12 protein-coding genes and 4 pseudogenes are annotated in these 18,999 nt (G+C 67.5%); 12 read left to right on the top strand and 4 right to left on the bottom strand.

The features are described 5' to 3' along the window. Positions 1–124 precede the first annotated feature (124 nt). Both rhaI (KIV56_RS11520) and KIV56_RS11515 read right to left on the bottom strand, forming a co-directional pair. Positions 125–1,291 carry an L-rhamnose isomerase gene (gene rhaI, locus KIV56_RS11520; protein ID WP_281533565.1) on the bottom strand — a complete coding sequence of 389 codons (1,167 nt, stop codon included), beginning with the start codon at positions 1,289–1,291 and terminating at the stop codon, positions 125–127. Between the two features lie 97 nt (positions 1,292–1,388). Then, the gene (locus KIV56_RS11515) at positions 1,389–2,030 is read right to left on the bottom strand and encodes a class II aldolase/adducin family protein (RefSeq protein WP_281533564.1); all 642 of its coding nucleotides are present in this window, start codon (positions 2,028–2,030) and stop codon (positions 1,389–1,391) included. 317 nt (positions 2,031–2,347) lie between these two features. On the opposite strand from KIV56_RS11515, the gene KIV56_RS11510 reads away from it, so the two are divergent. Then, positions 2,348–3,652 (top strand): MFS transporter, encoded by a 1,305-nt coding sequence (locus KIV56_RS11510; RefSeq protein WP_281533563.1) that lies wholly within the window; start codon positions 2,348–2,350, stop codon positions 3,650–3,652. A gap of 154 nt (positions 3,653–3,806) precedes the next feature. Here the strand turns inward: KIV56_RS11510 and KIV56_RS11505 are convergent, their stop codons facing one another. Further along, complete coding sequence (locus KIV56_RS11505) at positions 3,807–4,817, bottom strand: LacI family DNA-binding transcriptional regulator (protein ID WP_281533562.1); 1,011 nt, start codon at positions 4,815–4,817, stop codon at positions 3,807–3,809. A 227-nt stretch (positions 4,818–5,044) separates the two neighbouring features. Between KIV56_RS11505 and KIV56_RS11500 the strand changes: the two are divergent. From KIV56_RS11500 to KIV56_RS11455, 10 genes and pseudogenes are all read left to right on the top strand, one after another. Then, positions 5,045–6,587 (top strand): annotated as a pseudogene (locus KIV56_RS11500) (sugar ABC transporter ATP-binding protein). Further along, a complete protein-coding gene (locus KIV56_RS11495; protein ID WP_281533561.1) occupies positions 6,584–7,630 on the top strand; it encodes an ABC transporter permease in 1,047 nt (348 codons plus the stop codon). Before KIV56_RS11500 ends, KIV56_RS11495 begins: the two are co-directional and overlap by 4 nt. Beyond that, positions 7,623–8,777 (top strand): ABC transporter permease, encoded by a 1,155-nt coding sequence (locus KIV56_RS11490; protein WP_281533560.1) that lies wholly within the window; start codon positions 7,623–7,625, stop codon positions 8,775–8,777. Before KIV56_RS11495 ends, KIV56_RS11490 begins: the two co-directional genes overlap by 8 nt. A 154-nt stretch (positions 8,778–8,931) precedes the next feature. Then, positions 8,932–9,771 carry a substrate-binding domain-containing protein gene (locus KIV56_RS11485; protein ID WP_348648385.1) on the top strand — a complete coding sequence of 280 codons (840 nt, stop codon included), beginning with the start codon at positions 8,932–8,934 and terminating at the stop codon, positions 9,769–9,771. 235 nt (positions 9,772–10,006) lie between these two features. Continuing rightward, the gene (locus KIV56_RS11480) at positions 10,007–11,173 is read left to right on the top strand and encodes a hypothetical protein (protein WP_281533559.1); all 1,167 of its coding nucleotides are present in this window, start codon (positions 10,007–10,009) and stop codon (positions 11,171–11,173) included. Beyond that, the gene (locus KIV56_RS11475) at positions 11,163–11,462 is read left to right on the top strand and encodes a hypothetical protein (RefSeq protein ID WP_281533558.1); all 300 of its coding nucleotides are present in this window, start codon (positions 11,163–11,165) and stop codon (positions 11,460–11,462) included. The genes KIV56_RS11480 and KIV56_RS11475 overlap by 11 nt, the downstream gene beginning before the upstream one ends. Before the next feature lie 180 nt (positions 11,463–11,642). Beyond that, a complete protein-coding gene (locus tag KIV56_RS11470; RefSeq protein WP_281533557.1) occupies positions 11,643–11,933 on the top strand; it encodes an L-rhamnose mutarotase in 291 nt (96 codons plus the stop codon). Beyond that, a pseudogene (gene rhaI, locus KIV56_RS11465) lies at positions 11,930–13,097 on the top strand (L-rhamnose isomerase). The gene KIV56_RS11470 and the pseudogene rhaI (KIV56_RS11465) overlap by 4 nt, the downstream one beginning before the upstream one ends. A gap of 94 nt (positions 13,098–13,191) precedes the next feature. Beyond that, a pseudogene (locus KIV56_RS11460) lies at positions 13,192–15,233 on the top strand (bifunctional aldolase/short-chain dehydrogenase). A gap of 229 nt (positions 15,234–15,462) precedes the next feature. Next, positions 15,463–16,868: pseudogene (locus KIV56_RS11455) on the top strand (rhamnulokinase). A 149-nt stretch (positions 16,869–17,017) separates the two neighbouring features. On the opposite strand, the gene KIV56_RS11450 reads toward KIV56_RS11455, so the two are convergent. Beyond that, positions 17,018–17,854: an undecaprenyl-diphosphate phosphatase gene (locus KIV56_RS11450; RefSeq protein ID WP_281533556.1), complete on the bottom strand. Its 837-nt coding sequence runs from the start codon at positions 17,852–17,854 to the stop codon at positions 17,018–17,020. A gap of 185 nt (positions 17,855–18,039) precedes the next feature. Between KIV56_RS11450 and KIV56_RS11445 the strand changes: the two genes are divergently transcribed. Further along, positions 18,040–18,753: a response regulator transcription factor gene (locus KIV56_RS11445; protein WP_281533555.1), complete on the top strand. Its 714-nt coding sequence runs from the start codon at positions 18,040–18,042 to the stop codon at positions 18,751–18,753. The last annotated feature ends 246 nt before the right edge of the window (positions 18,754–18,999 follow it).

Here is an 18,999-nt window from a genome sequence, read left to right as displayed (position 1 = left end):
GTTGTCGACGTGCATATGGGGTGGTGCAGCGAGAGTCGCCGTTGTCGCCGAGATCGCCCGGTGTAACGGGTGATCTCGGCGTTAACGGCGACTCTCGGAGGTGGTGCGCGGTGGGCGGGTGGGGTCAGGCGCCCCAGCCGGCCTGGGTGCCGCCGACGCGTTCTGCGCAGATCTTCTCCTGGTAACCGGATGCCTTGAATGCGGCGATCGGGTCGGCCGGAAGTCCGCGGGACTCACGCCACGCGGCGAGGTCGGTGCGGACGTCGCTGTAGAAGGCGTCCATCATGATGCCGTTGGCACCGAGGACGTCGCCGGCCTCCTGCGCCGCCGCGAGGGCGACGGTGTCGACGCTGAGGGCGCGGGCGGTCATTTCCTGCACGTTGAGCACGGAGCGGATCTGGCCGGGGATCTTCTCTTCGACGTTGTTGCACTGGTCGAGCATGAACGCGACGGTGGAGTCGGGTCCGTAGCCGCCACCGCGGATGACTTCGTAGAGGATCCGGAACAGCTGGAACGGGTCTGCCGCTCCGACGATGAGGTCGTCGTCGGCATAGAAGCGGGAGTTGAAGTCGAAGGAACCGAGCTTGCCGAGGCGGAGCAGCTGGGCGACGATGAACTCGATGTTCGTGCCGGGCGCGTGGTGGCCGGTGTCGAGGCACACCATGGCGCGGTCGCCGAGGGCGGACACCTGGGCGTAGCTGGTCCCCCAGTCGGGCACGTCGGTGTGATAGAACGCCGGCTCGAAGAACTTGTACTCCAGGACCAGGCGCTGGTGCTCGCCGAGACGGGCGTAGATCTTGCCGAGGGAGTCGGCGAGGCGGTCCTGGCGGCCGCGGATATCGCCCTGGCCGGGGTAGTTCGTGCCGTCGGCTAGCCAGATCTTCAGGTCGGCGGAACCGGTGGCGTGCATGATGTCGATGCAGTCGAAGTGGTGGTCGATCGCCATCTGGCGCACCTTCGGATCGAGGTGGGTCAGGCTGCCGAACTTGTAGGCGTCATCCTGGAAGGTGTTCGAGTTGACCGTGCCGAGCGTGACGCCGAGGTCTTCGGCGTATTTTCCGAGCGCCGCATAGTCGTCGACCTTGTCCCACGGAATGTGGATCGCGACGCTCGGGGAAAGCGCGGTGAACTTGTTGACCGTTGCGGCATCGGCGATCTTCTCCTGGGGGGTGCGCGGCGTGCCGGGGGTCGAGAAGACCTTGAAGCGGGTGCCCGAGTTGCCGAACGCCCACGACGGGAGCTCGATGGCCTGGCTTTCCAGGAGGCGAAGGGTTTCTGCGGATACCGTCATGGGGTCACTTCTCTGTGGGTATGTCTGTGGATACTGCTGGGGTTGAGCGCGGCGGCGGCCCGCTCGGGGCCGCCGCACACCGGGTGCCGAATGCCGTTTAGGGCAGGCGGGCACCCTCGGGGATGACGATCTTCTCGAGCTCGAGGATGTTCGGGGTGCCGAGCTGCAGGGACCCGTAGAGCACCTGCGCGTTGGCCTCGACCGCGACGGCGACCTTGAATGCGCCGGCGACGTCTTCGCCGACCGAGATCATGCCGTGGTTGCCCCAGACGACGGCGTTCGTGTCGTCGCCCATGAGCGCGGCGCTGAGCTCGCCGAAGTCCTTGTTGGTGGAGAACTCGAACGGCATGATGCGCACGGCACCCTTGGCGTAGAGCACCATGTTCAGCAGCACGGGGTCGATGGTCTTGCCGACGGCGCCGAACATATTCGCGTACGGCGACTCGGTGTGCACGATCGCGTTGATGTCGGGGCGGCGGCGGTAATGGGCGAGGTGGACATCCGTCTCGGTCGACGGGAACAGGTCCCCCTCGATGACGACGCCGTCATAGCCGACGACGACCATCTCGTCGACCGTCAGCACGTCGTAGCGGATGCCGGATGGCGTAATGACGATCGCGTCATGCTCGGGCAGGCGAATCGAGATGTTGCCCTGGGTGTTGAAGTTGAGTCCGGTACGCACCGACTCCTTGCACCAGTACAGGATTTCTTCGCGGAGTTCGCGACTGGCAAAGCTCATGGGATGTCCTCGTCTTCGTGGTAATTGAATCGTTTCAACTATCTCGACTATAACTCCGGAAACGGCAGCGCGTCAACTTGCCCGCTCTCCTGGATCCCGTCCCCCTCGCGAGGCGCACCCGAAAAGGTTAGGCAAGCACACGATTTTGACGTAGTCTGCTCCCGTGCCTCGTTGAATCGTTTCATTCAGCGCGGGCCGCGGCGCCACCGGCGCCACCGCATCGCGTCCTCGAAGCCGAGGCCACGAGCCTCTGCATCAATGACGAGAGCAAGGGAGGGCCATTCGTGGTCCGAATTGGAAACAAAAGCACAACCGGAATGAAAGCCACCATCTCGGTGGCGATGTCGAATTACATCGAAGCGGGATCGATCATCGCGATCGCCACCAGCCTGTCGCTCTGGCAGAAGGAATTCGGCATCGACGACTTCGCGGTCGGATTACTCGCGGCCCTGAGTGCGAATGCGTTCGGCGCTGCGGCGGGTCCGCTCATCGGCGGCCCCTTGTGCGACAAGTACGGGCGTAAATTCATCTACACCTACGACCTCATCGTGTACATGATCGGCGTCGCCCTCGCGGTCTTCGCGATGAGCTACGGGATGCTCTTGCTCGCTTTCATCATCACCGGCATCGCCGTCGGGGCCGGCGTTCCGGCCTCGTGGACCTACCTCTCCGAGCAGGCGCCGGCCGGCCAGCGCGCCAAGCACGTCGGCGCCGCCCAGCTGGCGTGGTCCTGCGGCCCGCTGATCGGATTCCTGCTCGCCGTCGCCGTCGAGCCCCTCGGCCTCCTCGGCAGTCGGCTCATCTTCGCCGAGCTCTTCGTCGTGGCCTTCATCACCTGGTACATGCGGCAGGGGCTGCCGGAGACGGCCATCTGGAAGGAATCCAACGCGAAGGCCACCTCCAGCAACGTCTTCCATGGCGTCAAGGCTCTCTTCAGCAAGAAGGCGAACATCACCGCGATCTTCTTCCTGATCGGCGTGTACTCGTTCTGGAATATAGTCGCCGGACAGGCCGGGATCTTCATGCCGCGGGTGTATGCCGCGGCCGGTGTCGAGAGCGCGACCGAGCAGTACCTGCTGCAGGCGCTCGTCTGGGGCCTCACCGTTGCCACGACCTACTTCGGCTTCATGCGCCTCGCCGACAGGTTCAACCGCCGCGTCCTCTACATCGTCGGTTCGCTGCTCGGCATCGCGGCCTGGGCCGTGCTCGTGTTCGCCGAACCGACCATGCCGGCCCTGCTCTCCTTCGCCGTGCTCTGGGGCGTCGCAGCCGGCATCGGCGCACAGGCCTTCTACGGCCTCTGGGCCAGTGAGCTCTTCGCGACCGAGTACCGGGCCAGCGCGCAGGGCATCCTGTTCTTCGTCGCCCGGATCATGGTCGGCCTGCTCAGCATGGTCTTCCCGATCCTGCTGACCTCGATCGGGCTGTCCTGGCTCGGACTCATCCTGATCGGCTTTCTCGCCGTCTCGCTCGTGGTCGGAGCCGTCTGGGCGCCGCACACCCAGGGCAAGAGCCTCCAGCAGATCGAAGCCGAACGCTACCCGGAAGACGTCGTGGCTAAGGAGTCCGTCCTCGCAACGGCTGTCCTCGCGGAACCGGTCGCGATGAACATGCACTTCTAGCCGAATCGAGCGCCCGCCCGGCAGCATCCGCCGAGTGTCGCCGTAGCCGCCCAGAGTCGCCGATATGCGGGCGATCCTCGGCAGGGACGGCGACACTCGGCGATTTCGTGCGTGCGGGTGTGCGGGCGGGCGCGGGCGGGCGGATGTCCCGCGGTCAGCCGGCGGTCGACGCGCGCACGATGAGTTCGGGCTGGAACTGGATCTGCTCGTGCTCGAAGTCCTCGCCGCCCTCCGCCTCGCGCAGCAGCAGGTCGACGGCCGTGTACCCGATCAGGGCGCTCGGCTGGCGGATCGACGACAGCGGGACAACGGCCGCGGACGCGAAGGCGATGTCGTCGTAGCCGATCAGGGCGATGTCGCGGGGGACGCGTACGTCACCGAGCATATTCAACGCCTGGAGCACGCCCATCGCGAGCAGGTCGTTGGCCGCGAACACCGCGTCCGGGCGTTCGCCTGCCGGGCGGGCGAGCAACTTCTCGCCGACGGAGCGCCCCTGTAGAACCGAGAGCGAGTCCGTGTCGATCGTCTCGAGGACGACGCCCGGGTGCTCGGCAACGGCCTTGCGTGCTCCCTCGAGCCGGTCGACGACCTGGCGGATGCTGTGGGGGCCGCCGACGAAGGCGATCCGGGTGCGTCCGATGGCCGCGAGGTGGCTCACCGCGAGGTATCCGCCGGCCACGTCGTCGACGGCGACGGACGAGAAGCTCCGATCGGCGATCTCACGGTCCACGAGCACGGTCGGTGTCCCGCGGGCGCGAAGCCGCGAGAGGCGGTCGCCCACGTCCCCGAGGGGCGAGATGAGCACGCCATGCACCCTCTGTTCCTCGAAGAGGTCGAGGTAGGCGCTCTGGCGCCCCGGGTTCTCGTCGCTGTTGCCCAGGAGGACCGTGAGGCCGTCCTCGGCGGCGCGGTCTTCGGCGCCGCGCGCGACATCCGTGAAGAAGGGGTTGGCGACGTCGAGGACGACGAGGCCGATGCTCCGGCTGCGTCCGGCGCGGAGTTGGCGGGCTGCGTCGTTGCGCACGAAACCGAGCTGGCTGATCGCCGCCTGGACGCGTTCGACGGTGCTCGGGGATACCTTGTCCGGACGATTGAGCACGTTCGACACCGTGCCGACGGACACGCCGGCACTGGCCGCTACGTCTCGTACGCTGATCGCTGCCACGTGCACTCTTTCGCTCAAATAGGTTGCGCACCCTTGCGCTTGACAGAAGTCTAGAACACCCGGTCCGCGGGGTTGAAACGAATCATCGGGTCGACGGCTGCGAGTGTCTCGTTTCAATCACGTTCCGGCACTGCCGCATTTTGGATATTGACGGATGCTCGGAACTGGTTCTATATTCAACTCTGCACGGTCCTGAAACGATTCACCCTCAATGTGGAGGCACGAACATCGCCAGCCCAAGTGAAACCAGAACACCACCCGGTGAGGCGCTCGAACCGAGGCTCGCCCTGCGCGGCGCGGTCAAGGCCTTCGGCCCGGTCGTCGCTCTCGCCGAAGGAACCATTGAAATCCTTCCCGGTGAGATCCACGCCCTGGTCGGCGAAAACGGGGCAGGCAAGTCCACCCTCGTGAAGATTCTCGCGGGGTTGTACCACCTCGACGCCGGCGAGTTTCGGGTCGACGGGCGGCCGGTCGTGTTCCGCAACGTCGCCGACAGCAAGGCGGTCGGCATCTCCGTCATCTACCAGGAGCCCACCCTTTTCCCCGATATCACCGTCGCCGAGAACATCTTCATCGGGCGACAGCCGAAAGGTCGCCTCGGGCTGATCAGCCGGGCCGCGATGCGGTCGGCCGCGCGCAAGCTCTTCGAACAGGCTCCGCGTGCGGATCGACCCCGATCGGGTCGCAGAGGGCCTGTCGATCGCCGACCAGCAGATCATCGAGATCGCCAAGGCAATCTCCCTCGACGCCAAGATACTCATCATGGACGAGCCGACTGCAGCGCTTTCCGGTGTTGAGGTCGAGCGGCTGTTCCAGGTCGCACGCAATCTGCGCGCCAATGGCGCGGGCATCCTCTTCATCTCACACCGCTTCGATGAGGTCTTCGACCTCTGCGACCGGATCACGGTGATGCGCGACGGCCGCTACATCGCCACCCACGTCACGAAGGATGTGACGGTCGACGCCATCGTTCGCGAGATGGTCGGCCGCGACGTCGGGGCGCTCTTTCCCAAGACGGCGGCTCCGGTCGGCGATACCGTCCTGAGCGTCAGGGGGCTCGGTCGCGCCGGTGTGTTTTCGGACATCAGCTTCGAGGTGAAGGCCGGCGAAGTCGTCGGCCTCGCCGGCCTCGTCGGCGCCGGCCGCACCGAAGTGGCGCGAGCGGTCTTCGGGATCGATCCGTATGACCGTGGCTCCGTCGAGTTCCTGGGGACACGCCTCAAGCCGCACAACCCCAAGGCCTCGATCGACGCCGGCATGGGGTTCGTCCCGGAGGATCGGCGTAAGCAGGGACTCGTGATGGATCTCTCGGTCGCCCGCAACACGGCGCTCACACTGCGCGACCGGCTCGCCCGCTTCGGAATCATCGACGTCCGGGCCGAACGCAAGGCCGCCGCCGAGTGGAGTGCGCGCCTGCACGTGAAGACGACCTCCCAGGAGTACGCCGTCTCCACTCTCTCCGGTGGAAACCAGCAGAAGGTCGTGCTCGCCAAGTGGCTCGCCACCGACCCGAAGTTCCTGATCGTCGACGAGCCGACCCGAGGCATCGACGTGGGAACCAAGAGCGAGGTCCATCGGCTCATCTCCGACCTCGCCGGTCGCGGCATCGCGATCCTGATGATCTCGAGCGAACTGCCCGAGGTGCTCGGCATGGCCGATCGTGTTCTCGTCATGCACGAGGGCCGGATCACGGCCGAGTTGAGCCGTGCGGAAGCCACCCCCGAATCGATCATGCACGCGGCCACCGCGTCACTGGAGCGCACTCAATGACCATTGCCCCGACCGTGCCCCACGGCAAGAGCGAGCGCACCGACGGCGCGAGGTCCGGCCGTCTCGGCGCACTCCTCCGCCTGCGTGAACTGCCCGTCACGCTCGCCCTGATCGCCCTCGTCGTCATCACGACGATCGCGAACCCGTTGTTCCTGAGCCCCCAGGGCGTGAAGGACCTGCTCCTGAACGCCACCATCGTGATGATCCTCGCGGTCGGCCAGGCCCTCGTCATCATCACCCGAAACGTCGACCTCTCTGTCGGTTCCATCCTCGGCCTCGTTGCCTTTGGGACCGGCACCCTGTTCGCGAATGTGCCGGGGATCCCGATCGTCGTGGTTTTCGTCGCGGGCATGCTGCTCGGCGCCATTCTCGGCGCGATCAACGGCATCCTGGTCACGGTCGCCAAGGTGCCAGCGCTCGTGATCACGCTCGGCACCCTCTATATCTACCGGGGCATCAACAACTCCTGGGCCGGTGGCACGCAGTACTTCGCCGGTGACCGGCCAGAAGCCTTCGGATCGCTGTCCGTGGACACCGTGTTCGGGTTTCCGCTGATCACCCTCATCGCGGTCGTCGTCATTGCCATCGTCGCGATCTACCTGAACGGGGTCCGCGCGGGCCGCGACCTCTACGCGATCGGCTCAGACCCGGACGCAGCGTTACTCTTCGGTATCCCCGTGAGCCGGCGCGTGTTGCTGGCCTTCCTTTTCAACGGCGTTCTGGCCGGTCTCGCCGGAGTGCTCTACGCGAGTCGCTTCAACTCGGTCGGCGCGACGACAGGAACCGGGCTCGAGCTTGCGGTCGTCGCGGCCGCCGTCGTCGGCGGGGTCGCGATCTCGGGCGGCAGCGGCTCGGTCGTGGGGGCGGCAATCGGCGCCCTGCTCCTCACGACGATCACGAGCGCACTCACGGCCGTGCGGGTCGACAAGTTCTGGCAACAGGCCATTGTCGGCATGCTCATCCTCAGTGCCGTCATCATCGACCGGATCGCCAGCGTGCGGACGGCCCGAAAGCTCCGAATCAGTGAGGCCCGCGATGTCTAACCACACCAAGCAGTCCCCGGCACCGGCCGGCCCCGACCGGATCACCGCCCTCGACACCCGGCTGATCTCCACCGACAAGACACTGGCTTCCGTCCCGAAGGGACGAACCGGTGCCGCCCGGGTGTTCCTGGGCCGCGACGCGATCATGATCTACGCGCTCATCGTCTTCGTGCTCTACGCGAGCATTGCCATTCCGCGTTTCGCGACGCCGGTGACGGTCGGCTTCCTCTTGCTCGATGTGATCCCGGTGCTCCTGATCGCGATGCCGATGACCCTCGTCATCATCACCGGCGAAATCGACCTCTCCGTCGCGAGCGTCGCGGGACTGACGAGCGCGCTGATGGGCGTGCTGTGGGCTGCCGGCATCCCGATCGAGGTGGTCCTGGTCGTCTGCGTGCTCGCCGGCGTGCTTGCGGGTGCGTTCAACGGTTTTCTGATCGCGGTGGTCGGACTGCCCTCGCTCGCGGTGACGATCGGTACCCTCGCGCTCTACCGCGGCCTCGCACTCGTCGTGATCGGCGACAATGCCATTGCGAACTTCCCGCCGGAACTCACCGCGTTCTTCACCTCGAAGCTCGGCGGCACGGGCATTCCCACCATGATGATCCCTGTCGCCGTGGTCGCCCTGTTCTTCGGCGTGCTCCTTCACCTGACCCCCTTCGGTCGCGGACTGTACGCCCTCGGCTTCAGCACAGAGGCCGCGACGTTCGTCGGCATCCGGGTGGCCAGGGCCAAGTTCTGGCTCTACGTCGGCACCGGCACGGTCTCCGCGCTCGCCGGCATCTTCTGGACACTCCGCTACTCGAGCGCCCGCAGTGACAACGCGACCGGCCTCGAACTCACGGTCATCGCGGCCGTGCTGCTCGGCGGGGTGTCGATCTTCGGCGGCAAGGGCTCGATACCGGGCGTGATCGCCGGCGTGCTCCTCATCGGCACCATCAACTTCTCCCTGCGCCTCGAGCGAATCTCCGACGTGGTCCTGATCATCGTCACGGGAACACTGCTCATCGCATCCGTCGTCACACCGAATGTCTACGCCGCCATCAAAGCGTGGCGGCAGTCGAGACGGCTGCACAACACACTTCCCCAGGTACCCGCCTCGGGAGCAACCAACGCCACAGCATCCGGCGTTCCGGAAAGGAAATGACAATGGAGTTCATTCGCAATCACGGTAGGAAAGGCACGGCGGCCCGTCGCCTTGTCTCGGTCGCAGCGGTTGCCGCGACCGTCGCACTCCTCGCGACGGGCTGCGCCTCCGGTAGCAGGCTCGACGAGCACGGGCACCGCGGGCGCGGCCGCCGGTGATCTCAGCATCACGTTCATCCCCAAGCAGGCTCAACAACCCGTACACCGACGTCGTCCTCGGCGGCGGCAAGAAGGGCGCGACGGAGGCGGGATTCGGCGCCACCCAGGTCGTCGGCCCGCTCGAGGCCAGCGCGTCCAGCCAGGTCTCCTTCATCAACGCGGAGACCCAGGCCGGCACGAAGGTCATCGTCATCGCCGCGAACGACCCCGACGCCGTCGGCCCGGCACTCACCGAGGCTCGCGCGGGCGGAGCGAAGATCGTCGCATTCGACTCGGACACGAACCCCAAGTATCGCGACGTGTTCATCAGCCAGGTCGTGGCCAAGGATGTCGCGCTCATCCAGACCAAGCTGATCTCCGATCAGATCGGCGGCTCGGGTGAGATCGCGATCCTCTCCGCGACCGCGAACGCGACCAACCAGAACGGGTGGATCAAGTTCATGGAGGAGGAGCTCGCCTCCAACCCCGCGTACAAGGACATCAAGCTCGTCGCCAAGGTCTACGGCGATGACGACGACACCAAGTCGTTCCAGGAAGCCCAGGGCCTGCTGCAGGCGCACCCGAACTTGAAGGGCATCATCTCGCCCACGACGGTCGGCATCGCCGCCACGGCCCGCTACCTCTCCACGTCGGAGTACAAGGGCAAGGTCGCGCTGACCGGACTCGGCCTGCCGAACGAAATGCGCCCCTTCGTCAAGGACGGCACCGTCACCGCGTTCGCCCTCTGGGACCCGGCGCAGGCTGGGCTACGTCGCCGCGTTCGCCGGGAAGGCACTCGTCGACGGCACGATCACCGGCAAGGAAGGCGACACCTTCACCGCCGGCGCGCTGGGTGAGAAAAAGGTCGGCGCAGACGGCCTTGTTGTCGTCGGCCCGCCGACCACGTTCACGAAGGACAACATCGACCAGTACGACTTCTAGGTCGACGGTCGGCCCTGACGGGCGGCAGTACCAGCAGCACCAGCAGGACAAGCACTACACACGTGGGGCGGATGCCCGGCATCCGCCCCACCCCACCTTTCGGCCGGCCCACCTTTCGGCCAGCCCGGCCAGACGCAGGAGTCTTCACCCATGATCCAGAATCTCGGTCCTTCGGCCGGCGCGCTGCTCGAGCCGAAGCAGCGCAAGCCCACGCGCATCGGTCTGGTGTCGGGCGGTCTGGGCGCGTACTGGCCTCAGTTCCCCGACCTGCTCCCGCAATTGCAGGCATCCGCCCGATACGTGACCGAGCGGTTCAACCGGCTCGATGCCGAGGTCATCGATGCCGGATTCGTGTCCGATGCGCAGGACGCCGGCATCGCGGCGGAGAAGCTGCGCCAGGCGGATTGCGACCTGATCGTCGTCTTCCTCGCGACCTACCTGACCTCGTCGATGGTGCTGCCGATCGCGCAGAAGGCCAAGACCCCCGTGCTCGTGATCGACCTGCAACCGACCGAAGCCATGGACCATTCCACGTTCGACACCGGGAAATGGCTCGCGTATTGCGGGCAGTGTCCGGTGCCGGAGGTCGCCAACGTCTTCCGTCGGGCGGGCATCCCGTTCCGGTCGGTCTCCGGCTACCTCAGACAAGAATCGGCCTGGGCGCGCATCGACCAATGGGTGCACGCCGCGGGGGTGCGTTCCCTGCTGCGGAACGCACGGCACGGCCTGATGGGGCACCTCTATCCGGGGATGCTGGACGTGTCGACCGACCTGACCCGGGTGGCGACCACGTTCGGATCCCACGTCGAGGTGCTCGAGTTCGACGACCTGCGCGAGCGGGTGAATCAGGTGACCGACACCCAGGTCGCCGACCGGATGGACCTGGCCAGGAAGCTGTTCGACATCGACGAGTCCGTGCAGGACGAGGACTTCGCGTGGGGTGCCCGGGTTTCCGTCGGGCTGGATCGGCTCGTGGACGATTTCGACCTCGACACCATCGCCTACTATCACCGCGGTCTGGCCGGCGAGCCTGCACGAGCGGCTCGGCGCTGGCATGATCCTGGGCTCCTCGATTCTGACGGCGCGGGGCGTTCCGATGGCGGGAGAGTACGAGCTCCGCACGTCGATCGCGCAACTGGCTGCTCACGCAATCGGGGCCGGGGGCTCATTCACCGAGATCCAGGCGCTCAATTTCTTCGACAATGTCGTGGAGATGGGGCACGACGGTCCGGCGCACCTCGCGGTGAGCTCGGCTGTGCCCCTCCTGAGAGGGCTGGGCGTCTATCACGGCAAACGCGGATGGGGCGTGTCTGTTGAATTCGATGTGAAGGCGGGCCCGGTCACGACCTTCGGTCTTGGCCAGGACCCGGACGGGAGCTTCGTCTTCATCACGAGTGAGGGGGAGGTGAAGCCCGGCCCGCTCCTCGCCATCGGGAACACGACCTCCCGCGTCGACTTCGGCGAGGACCCCGGCCGGTGGGTCGACGAGTGGTCCCAGACCGGGATCGGCCATCACTGGGCACTGTGCATCGGACACCGCGCGGCTGATATCGGGGCCGCCGCGAACCTGCTCGGCATCGAGCATCGGCACGTGACGTTGTCCTGATCGCCTTGCGCCGGGCGACCCGCACCGGGTAGATTGAATCGATTCATTCGTGAATACCGAACCAGCAAGGAACCTCAATGTCGAGCAGCGACACCCAGCACCGCGTGTGCTTCCAGCTCCAGGTCAAGCCGGAGCCTGATCCCCGAATATCGACGTCGCCACGCCGCCGTCTGGCCGGACATGCTGCTGGCCCTCAAGAGCACCGGCTGGAACAACTACTCCATTTTCTTGCGTGACGACGGCCTCCTGATCGGCTACTTCGAGACCGCGAGTCTCGCCGCGGCTCAGGCCGGCATGGCCGCGACCGAGGTCAACGCGCGCTGGCAGGCCGAGATGGGCGACTTCTTCGTCGCCCTCGACGGTGCCCCGGACACCGGTTTCCTCCAACTGACCGAGATCTTCAATCTGGAAGACCAACTCGACGCCCTCGCCGCGGCATCCGCTGCCCCGACCGAAAGAAGCACAACGTGAGCATCAGCCCTTCCGTCCTGACCCAGCTCGAGGGGCAGGTCATCGAACTGCCGTCCTGGGCCTTCGGCAACTCGGGCACACGGTTCAAGGTCTTCGGCACGCCCGGCACGCCGCGCACCATCCAGGAGAAGATCTCCGACGCCGCGCAGGTGCACAGGGTCACGGGCCTTTCGCCGAAGGTGGCCCTGCACATCCCGTGGGACAAGGTCGACGACTACACCGAGCCTGCGCGAGTTCGCCGGCGACAAGGGCCTCGCGCTCGGCACGGTCAACTCGAACACCTTCCAGGACGACGCCTACAAGTTCGGCAGCCTGACCCACCTCGACCCGAAGGTGCGCCAGATGGCGATCGACCACCACTTCGACTGCATCGACATCATGCACGCCACCGGTTCCGCCGACCTGAAGATCTGGCTAGCCGACGGCACGAACTACCCCGGCCAGGGCGATATCCGCGGCCGCCAGGACCGCCTCGCCGACTCCCTCGGCAAGATCTACGCCCGTCTCGGCGAGCACCAGCGCCTGGTCCTGGAGTACAAGTTCTTCGAGCCGGCGTTCTATCACACCGACGTGCCCGACTGGGGGACCAGCTACGCCCAGGTGTCCGCCCTCGGCGACCGCGCCATGGTGTGCCTCGACACCGGCCACCACGCGCCCGGCACGAACATCGAGTTCATCGTCGCCCAGCTGCTCCGCCTCGGCAAGCTCGGTTCCTTCGACTTCAACTCCCGCTTCTATGCCGACGACGACCTCATCGTCGGAGCGGCAGACCCGTTCCAGCTGTTCCGGATCCTCTACGAAGTCATCCGCGGTGGCGGCTACGGACCCGACTCCACCGTCGCGTTCATGCTCGACCAGTGCCACAACGTCGAAGAGAAGATCCCCGGCCAGATCCGCTCCGTGCTCAACGTGCAGGAAATGACCGCCCGCGCCCTCAGCGTCGACACCGTCGCCCTCGCGGCGGCGCAGGAGGCCGGCGACGTCCTCGGTGCCAACGGCATCATGATGGACGCCTTCTACAGCGACGTCCGCACCGACCTCGCCGCGTGGCGTGAGTCCCGCGGACTTCCGGCCGACCCGATGAAGGCGTTCGCGGCATCCGGTTACCAGGCGAAGATCGCGGCAGACCGCGTCGGCGGCACCCAGGCCGGCTGGGGCGCCTAGACCACGGCTCACCTCCGCAACCCTCACCGCCCGTGCTTGCCCTCCGCTCGTCCTGTGCCCTCTAGCTCCTCTCCCAGCCCCTGGAAAGCAGATCATGACCACCAACCCCACGGCCGCGGCGCTCATCGCCCGCTCGAACCGCCTCGGCGCGAATCCCAAGAACACGAACTACGCCGGCGGTAACACCTCCGCCAAGGGCACCGAGATCGACCCCGTCACCGGCACCACCGTCGAGCCTGCTCTGGGTGAAGGGCTCGGGCGGAGACCTCGGCACCCTCACCGAGTCCGGCCTCGCCGTGCTCCGGCTCGACCGCCTGCGCGCGATGGTGGATGTCTACCCCGGCCTTGACCGCGAAGACGAGATGGTCGGCGCCCTCGACTTCGCCCTGCACGGGCGGGGTGGCGCCGTCCCGTCGATCGACACGGCGATGCACGGCCTCGTCGACGCGGCCCATGTCGACCACCTGCACCCGGACGCCGGCATCGCGATCGCGACGGCCGTCGACGGGGAAGAACTCACCGCTTCGATCTTCGGCCACCGGGTGATCTGGGTGCCGTGGCGCCGCCCCGGCTTCCAGCTCGGCCTCGATATCGCCGCCATCAAGGACGCCCACCCCGGCGCGATCGGCGCGATTCTCGGCGGCCACGGCATCACCGCCTGGGGCGACACGAGCCAGGAGGCCGAGGCTAACTCGCTCTGGATCATCGAGACCGCGACCGCCTACATCGACGAACACTCCAAGCCCGAACCCTTCGGAGCCCCGCTCGAGGGCTTCGGTGCGCTGTCTGCGGCCGAGCGCCGCGCCAAGGCCGCCGCACTCGCACCGACCCTTCGCGGCCTCGTCTCCACCGACAGCGCCAAGGTCGGCCACTTCACCGACGCGCCCGAGGTGCTCGACTTCCTCGCCCACGCCGAACACCCGCGCCTCGCCGCCCTCGGCACGAGCCTGCCCCGACCACTTCCTCCGCACCAAGGTGACGCCGCTCCTGCTCGACCTCCCGGCGGATGCCTCGGTCGAGGAGTCCCTCGACCGCCTGCACGAGCTCCACGAGCAGTACCGCCTCGACTACCAGGCCTACTACGACCGGCATGCGACCCAAGATTCGCCCGCCATTCGCGGCGCCGACCCGCTCATCGTGCTGATTCCGGGCGTCGGCATGTTCAGTTACGGCGCGAACAAGCAGACCGCCCGCGTCGCCGGCGAGTTCTACATCAACGCCATCCAGGTGATGCGCGGCGCGGAGGGGCTCTCGAGCTATGCCCCGATCGACGAGGCCGAGAAGTTCAACATCGAATACTGGGCCCTCGAAGAGGCCAAGCTCCAGCGGATGCCGAAGCCCAAGCCGCTCGCCGGACGCATCGCACTCGTGACCGGCGCGGCGAGCGGCATCGGCAAGGCGATCGCCACCCGGCTCGCGGCCGAGGGCGCCTGCGTCGTGATCGCGGACCTCGACCTCGCCAAGGCGCAGGAGGCCGCGGCCGCGATCGGCGGCACCGACGTCGCGATCGGCGTGCAGGCGAACGTCACCGACGAGAACCAGGTGCAGGCCGGCGTCGACGCCGCCGTGCTCGCCTTCGGCGGCCTCGACCTCGTCGTGAACAACGCCGGCCTGTCACTCTCCAAGTCCCTGCTCGAGACCACGGTCGCCGACTGGGACCTGCAGCACAACGTGATGGCGAAGGGTTCCTTCCTCGTCTCCCGGGCCGCGGCCCGGGTGTTGATCGACCAGAAGCTCGGCGGCGACATCATCTACATCTCGAGCAAGAACTCGGTCTTCGCCGGCCCGAACAACATCGCATACTCGGCGACGAAGGCCGACCAGGCCCACCAGGTGCGCCTGCTGGCCGCCGAGCTCGGCGAGTACGGCGTCAAGGTCAACGGCATCAACCCCGACGGTGTCGTGCGCGGCTCCGGCATCTTCGCCGGCGGCTGGGGAGCCAAGCGCGCCGCGGTCTACGGCGTCGACGAGCAGGACCTCGGCAAGTACTACGCGCAGCGCACCCTGCTCAAGCGCGAGGTCCTGCCCGAGAACGTCGCAAACGCGGTCTTCGTGCTCTGCACGAGCGACCTCAGCCACACCACCGGGCTGCACATCCCGGTCGACGCCGGCGTCGCGGCCGCCTTCCTGCGATGAGCCGCGGCATCCGCTCGCGCACGGCAGGGATCCCGGCGTCGCACGCGCGAGCGGATGCCGCAGCTCGCCCAGGCGCCGAGAGTCGCCGTTCCGGTCGAGAGTCACCGCTCTGCCGGGCACTCTCGACCGGAAAGGTGACTCTCGCGGGGGCTGCGGCGGGGGTGTTCCCGTGGTGAGCAGCGCCGGGACGGTCGCGGCGATCGACCTCGGCGCGTCGAGCGGGCGGGTCATGCTCGGGCACGTCGGCCACAACGAGCTGCGGCTGCGCCCGGTCGCACGGTTCCCGAACCTGCCGGTGCGCACGATCGACGGGTTGCACTGGGACATCCTCGACCTCTACCGCAACGTCCTCGCCGGGCTGCACTCAGCCGTGCGGGAGGAACCGGGACTGCGGAGCGCCGCCGTCGACTCCTGGGCCGTCGACTACGCGCTCCTCTCCGGGCAGCGGATGCTCGGCAACCCGTTCCACTACCGGGACGAGCGCACCGCTCAAGGAGTTGAGTCGACCCACGCCCTGGTGCCGCACTCCGAGCTCTACTCCGGGAACGGGCTGCAGTTCCTGCCGTTCAACACGCTGTACCAGCTGGCCGCCGAACGGCAGTCGGGCGGCCTCGACCGCGCCGAGACGATGCTGCTGATCCCCGACCTGCTCGGCTTCTGGCTGACCGGGGAGCGCGTCGCCGAGCGCACCAATGCGTCGACGACCGGGCTGTTGACCGTGTCGACCGGGCACGGCCACGGTTCCGGTCATGGTTCCGGTCACGGGGAGTGGGATGATGCGCTCATCGCACGGCTCGGCCTGCCGCGCGCGATCTTCCCGCGGCTGGTCGATCCGGGATCCCGGATCGGGTCCCTGCTGCCCGTGGTGGCCCATGAAATCGGGGCCGTGTCGCGGCTGGATCTCGTCGCCGTCGGGTCGCACGACACGGCATCCGCCGTCGTCGCCGTACCGATGCGGGACGAGGATGCCGCATACATCTCGTCGGGGACCTGGTCGCTCGTCGGCGTCGAGCCTGAACTCTCCCGTGCTCACCGAGGAGAGCCGGGCCGCGAACTTCACCAACGAGGGCGGCGTCGACGGGCGGGTGCGCTACCTGCGCAACGTGATGGGGCTCTGGCTGCTGAGCGAGTCGATGCGCAGCTGGGATCTCGAGGGCGTGGCGTTCGAGCCTGCCGTTCCTGCTCGCCCAGGCCGCACAGGTGACGGGGCCGGTCACGGTCTTCGACGTCGACGACCCGGCTTTCCTTGCGCCGGGGGACATGCCCGCGCGGATCCGTGAGCACTGTGCCGCACACGGGCTCGCCGTACCCGCGACCCCCGTCGAGCTCGTGCGCAGCATCATCGAGAGCCTCGCAACGAAGTACGCGAGCACCCTGCGCGCGGCGAGCGAACTGTCGGGTACGAGCATCCGCACGGTGCACATCGTCGGCGGCGGCTCCCAGAACGAACTGCTCTGCCAGCTGACCGCGAACCTCACCGGCCTGCCGGTGCTCGCGGGACCCGTCGAGGCGACCGCGATCGGGAACGTGCTGATCCAGGCGCGGGCGCAGGGCCTCGCCCACGGCAGCCTCGAGGCCCTCCGCACGCTCGTCGCCCAGGCATACTCGCCCCGCCACTACGAACCCCACGCCTGACGGCGCCTCGCCCGTCGCCGCCCCGCAGACCCCGCAGACCCCGCAGACCCCGCTCGCCCCTGCCGCGAGAGTACGAATTGGGCCCGTAAACGAGTGGTTTTAAGGGCCCAATTCGTACTCTCGCGGAGAGAGGGACGGTCGAGGTGAGGTCAGGTCGCGGCGACGACCCCAGTGGCCAGCAGGCCGGCGATCACGAGGCCGAGCGCGACCCGGTACCCGATGAACACGGTGATGCTGTGCTTTGCGACGAGTCGAAGCAACCACGCGATCGTGGCATAGGCGACGAGGAAACTGACGACGGTCGCGACGATCGTCGGTACCCAGCCGACGGAGGCCGAGATGTCGCTCGCCGAGGAGAGGCCCTCGTAGGCGCCCGCCGCGGTGAGCGCTGGGATGGCGAGGAAGAAAGACAGCCGGGTCGCGGCAACACGGTCGAGATTGCGGAACAGGCCGGCGCTGATGGTCGCACCGGACCGGGACACCCCGGGGATCAGCGCGACACACTGCATGACGCCGATGACGAGAGCGTCCTTGAGGGTCGTCGATTCCTCCGGGCGGTTGCGCTTGCCGACGCGCTCGGCGATGAACATCACGACGCTCCAGCCGATCAGCCCTGCCACGACGACCCACAGGTTCCGCAGCGGACCCCCGATCAGGCCCTTGCCGAGAAAGCCGACGATGCCGATCGGCACCGAACCGGCGATGACGTACCAGGCGAAGCGGTAGTCGTGCGCGAGTCGCGCCTCGCGGTGGAAGAGGCCCTGCCACCACGCAACGGCCAGGCGGATGATGTCGGTCCGGAAATACAGGATCACCGCGACGATCGCCCCGAACTGGATGATCGCGGTGAACGCGGTCACCCCCGGGTCATCGAGCCGGAGCCCGAGGAGCTTCTCGGTGAGGGTGAGGTGTCCCGTGCTCGAGACCGGGAGGAATTCGGTGATTCCCTCGACGATGCCGAGGATCAGGGCTTGGATCAGGTTCATGCTGGTGCCTTTGCGTGGAGTGCGAACAGGAAGTCGGCGCCGGGCGGCGGTGGACGGGCCGAAGACCTCGTGCAGCTGAAGGTTAGGCCGCCGAACCTGCCCGCCGCCTGACCGGCTCGCCTGTCTCCCCGGTTGACACGCACTATTTACACGGGCCGCCCGCGGGCACTGCGTACGATTGCCCCATGCCCACGGTCGGAGTTTGCGAAGACGACCCCCTCATTCGCCGGGTGCTCGCCGAGGCGCTCGGCGGCGCCGGCTACACCCTGCTGCTCGCGCACACCGGCGCGGAAGCGGTCGCCTTGTTCGGCCCCGGCCGGCCCGTCGACGTGATCGTGCTCGACATCGGCCTGCCAGACTCCGACGGCCGGGACGTCTGCCAGGCACTCAGGGCCGCCGGGCAGCTCGCGCCCGTGCTGTTCCTCACCGCGCGGACGGGGGTGCAGGACATCGTCACCGGCTTCCACGCCGGAGGAGACGACTACCTCGGCAAGCCCTTCGCGCTCGCCGAGGTGCTCGTGAGGGTCGGCGCCCTGGCCCGCCGGGGAAGGCCGGAGCCGTATCGGCAGCCGGCGGGCCTCCGCCTCGACCCGCAGCGGTTCACGGTGGCCAGGGCCGACCTCGAGATCGCCGTCACTCCGACCGAGTTCCGGATGCTCGCCGCCCTGCTCGCCCGCCCCGGCGAGGTCGTCCGCCGGCGCGACCTTGTGGCAGCCGCGTGGCCGCACGGCGCGATCGTCGCCGAAAACACCGTCGACTCCTACGTGCGGAGACTGCGCCGCAAGCTCGAACGCCTCGACGCCGAGCCGACCGCCGAGCCCGGGGCGGATGCCGTCCCCGAGACTCCATCCGGCGTCCGCATCGAGACGGTGCGCGGAGTCGGGTACGCGCTTCGATGACTGGAGCCAGGGACCGTCCCGCCGGGGGTGCGCGCCGCTTGCGGGTGCCGGCCCTGCCCCGGGTGCGCTCGCTCCGTCGCCGGCTGGTGCTCGCGACGGCGCTGCTGACGACTCTCGGAATGGCGGCGCTGCTTTCCCTCACCGTGATCGTGCTCAGCCACGTCGTGAGCGAGGACATCGACAGCCTCCTGAATCAGCGGACGGCATCCGCAGCCTCGACGGTCATCCGGGCGGGCGAAGGCATCG

It is taken from the genome of Cryobacterium breve, from assembly GCF_027594785.1.
GTDB classification, from domain to species: Bacteria; Actinomycetota; Actinomycetes; order Actinomycetales; family Microbacteriaceae; genus Cryobacterium; species Cryobacterium breve_A.
Note: the sequence above shows the minus strand (reverse complement) of the source record. Positions and strands in the feature narration are given on the sequence as shown.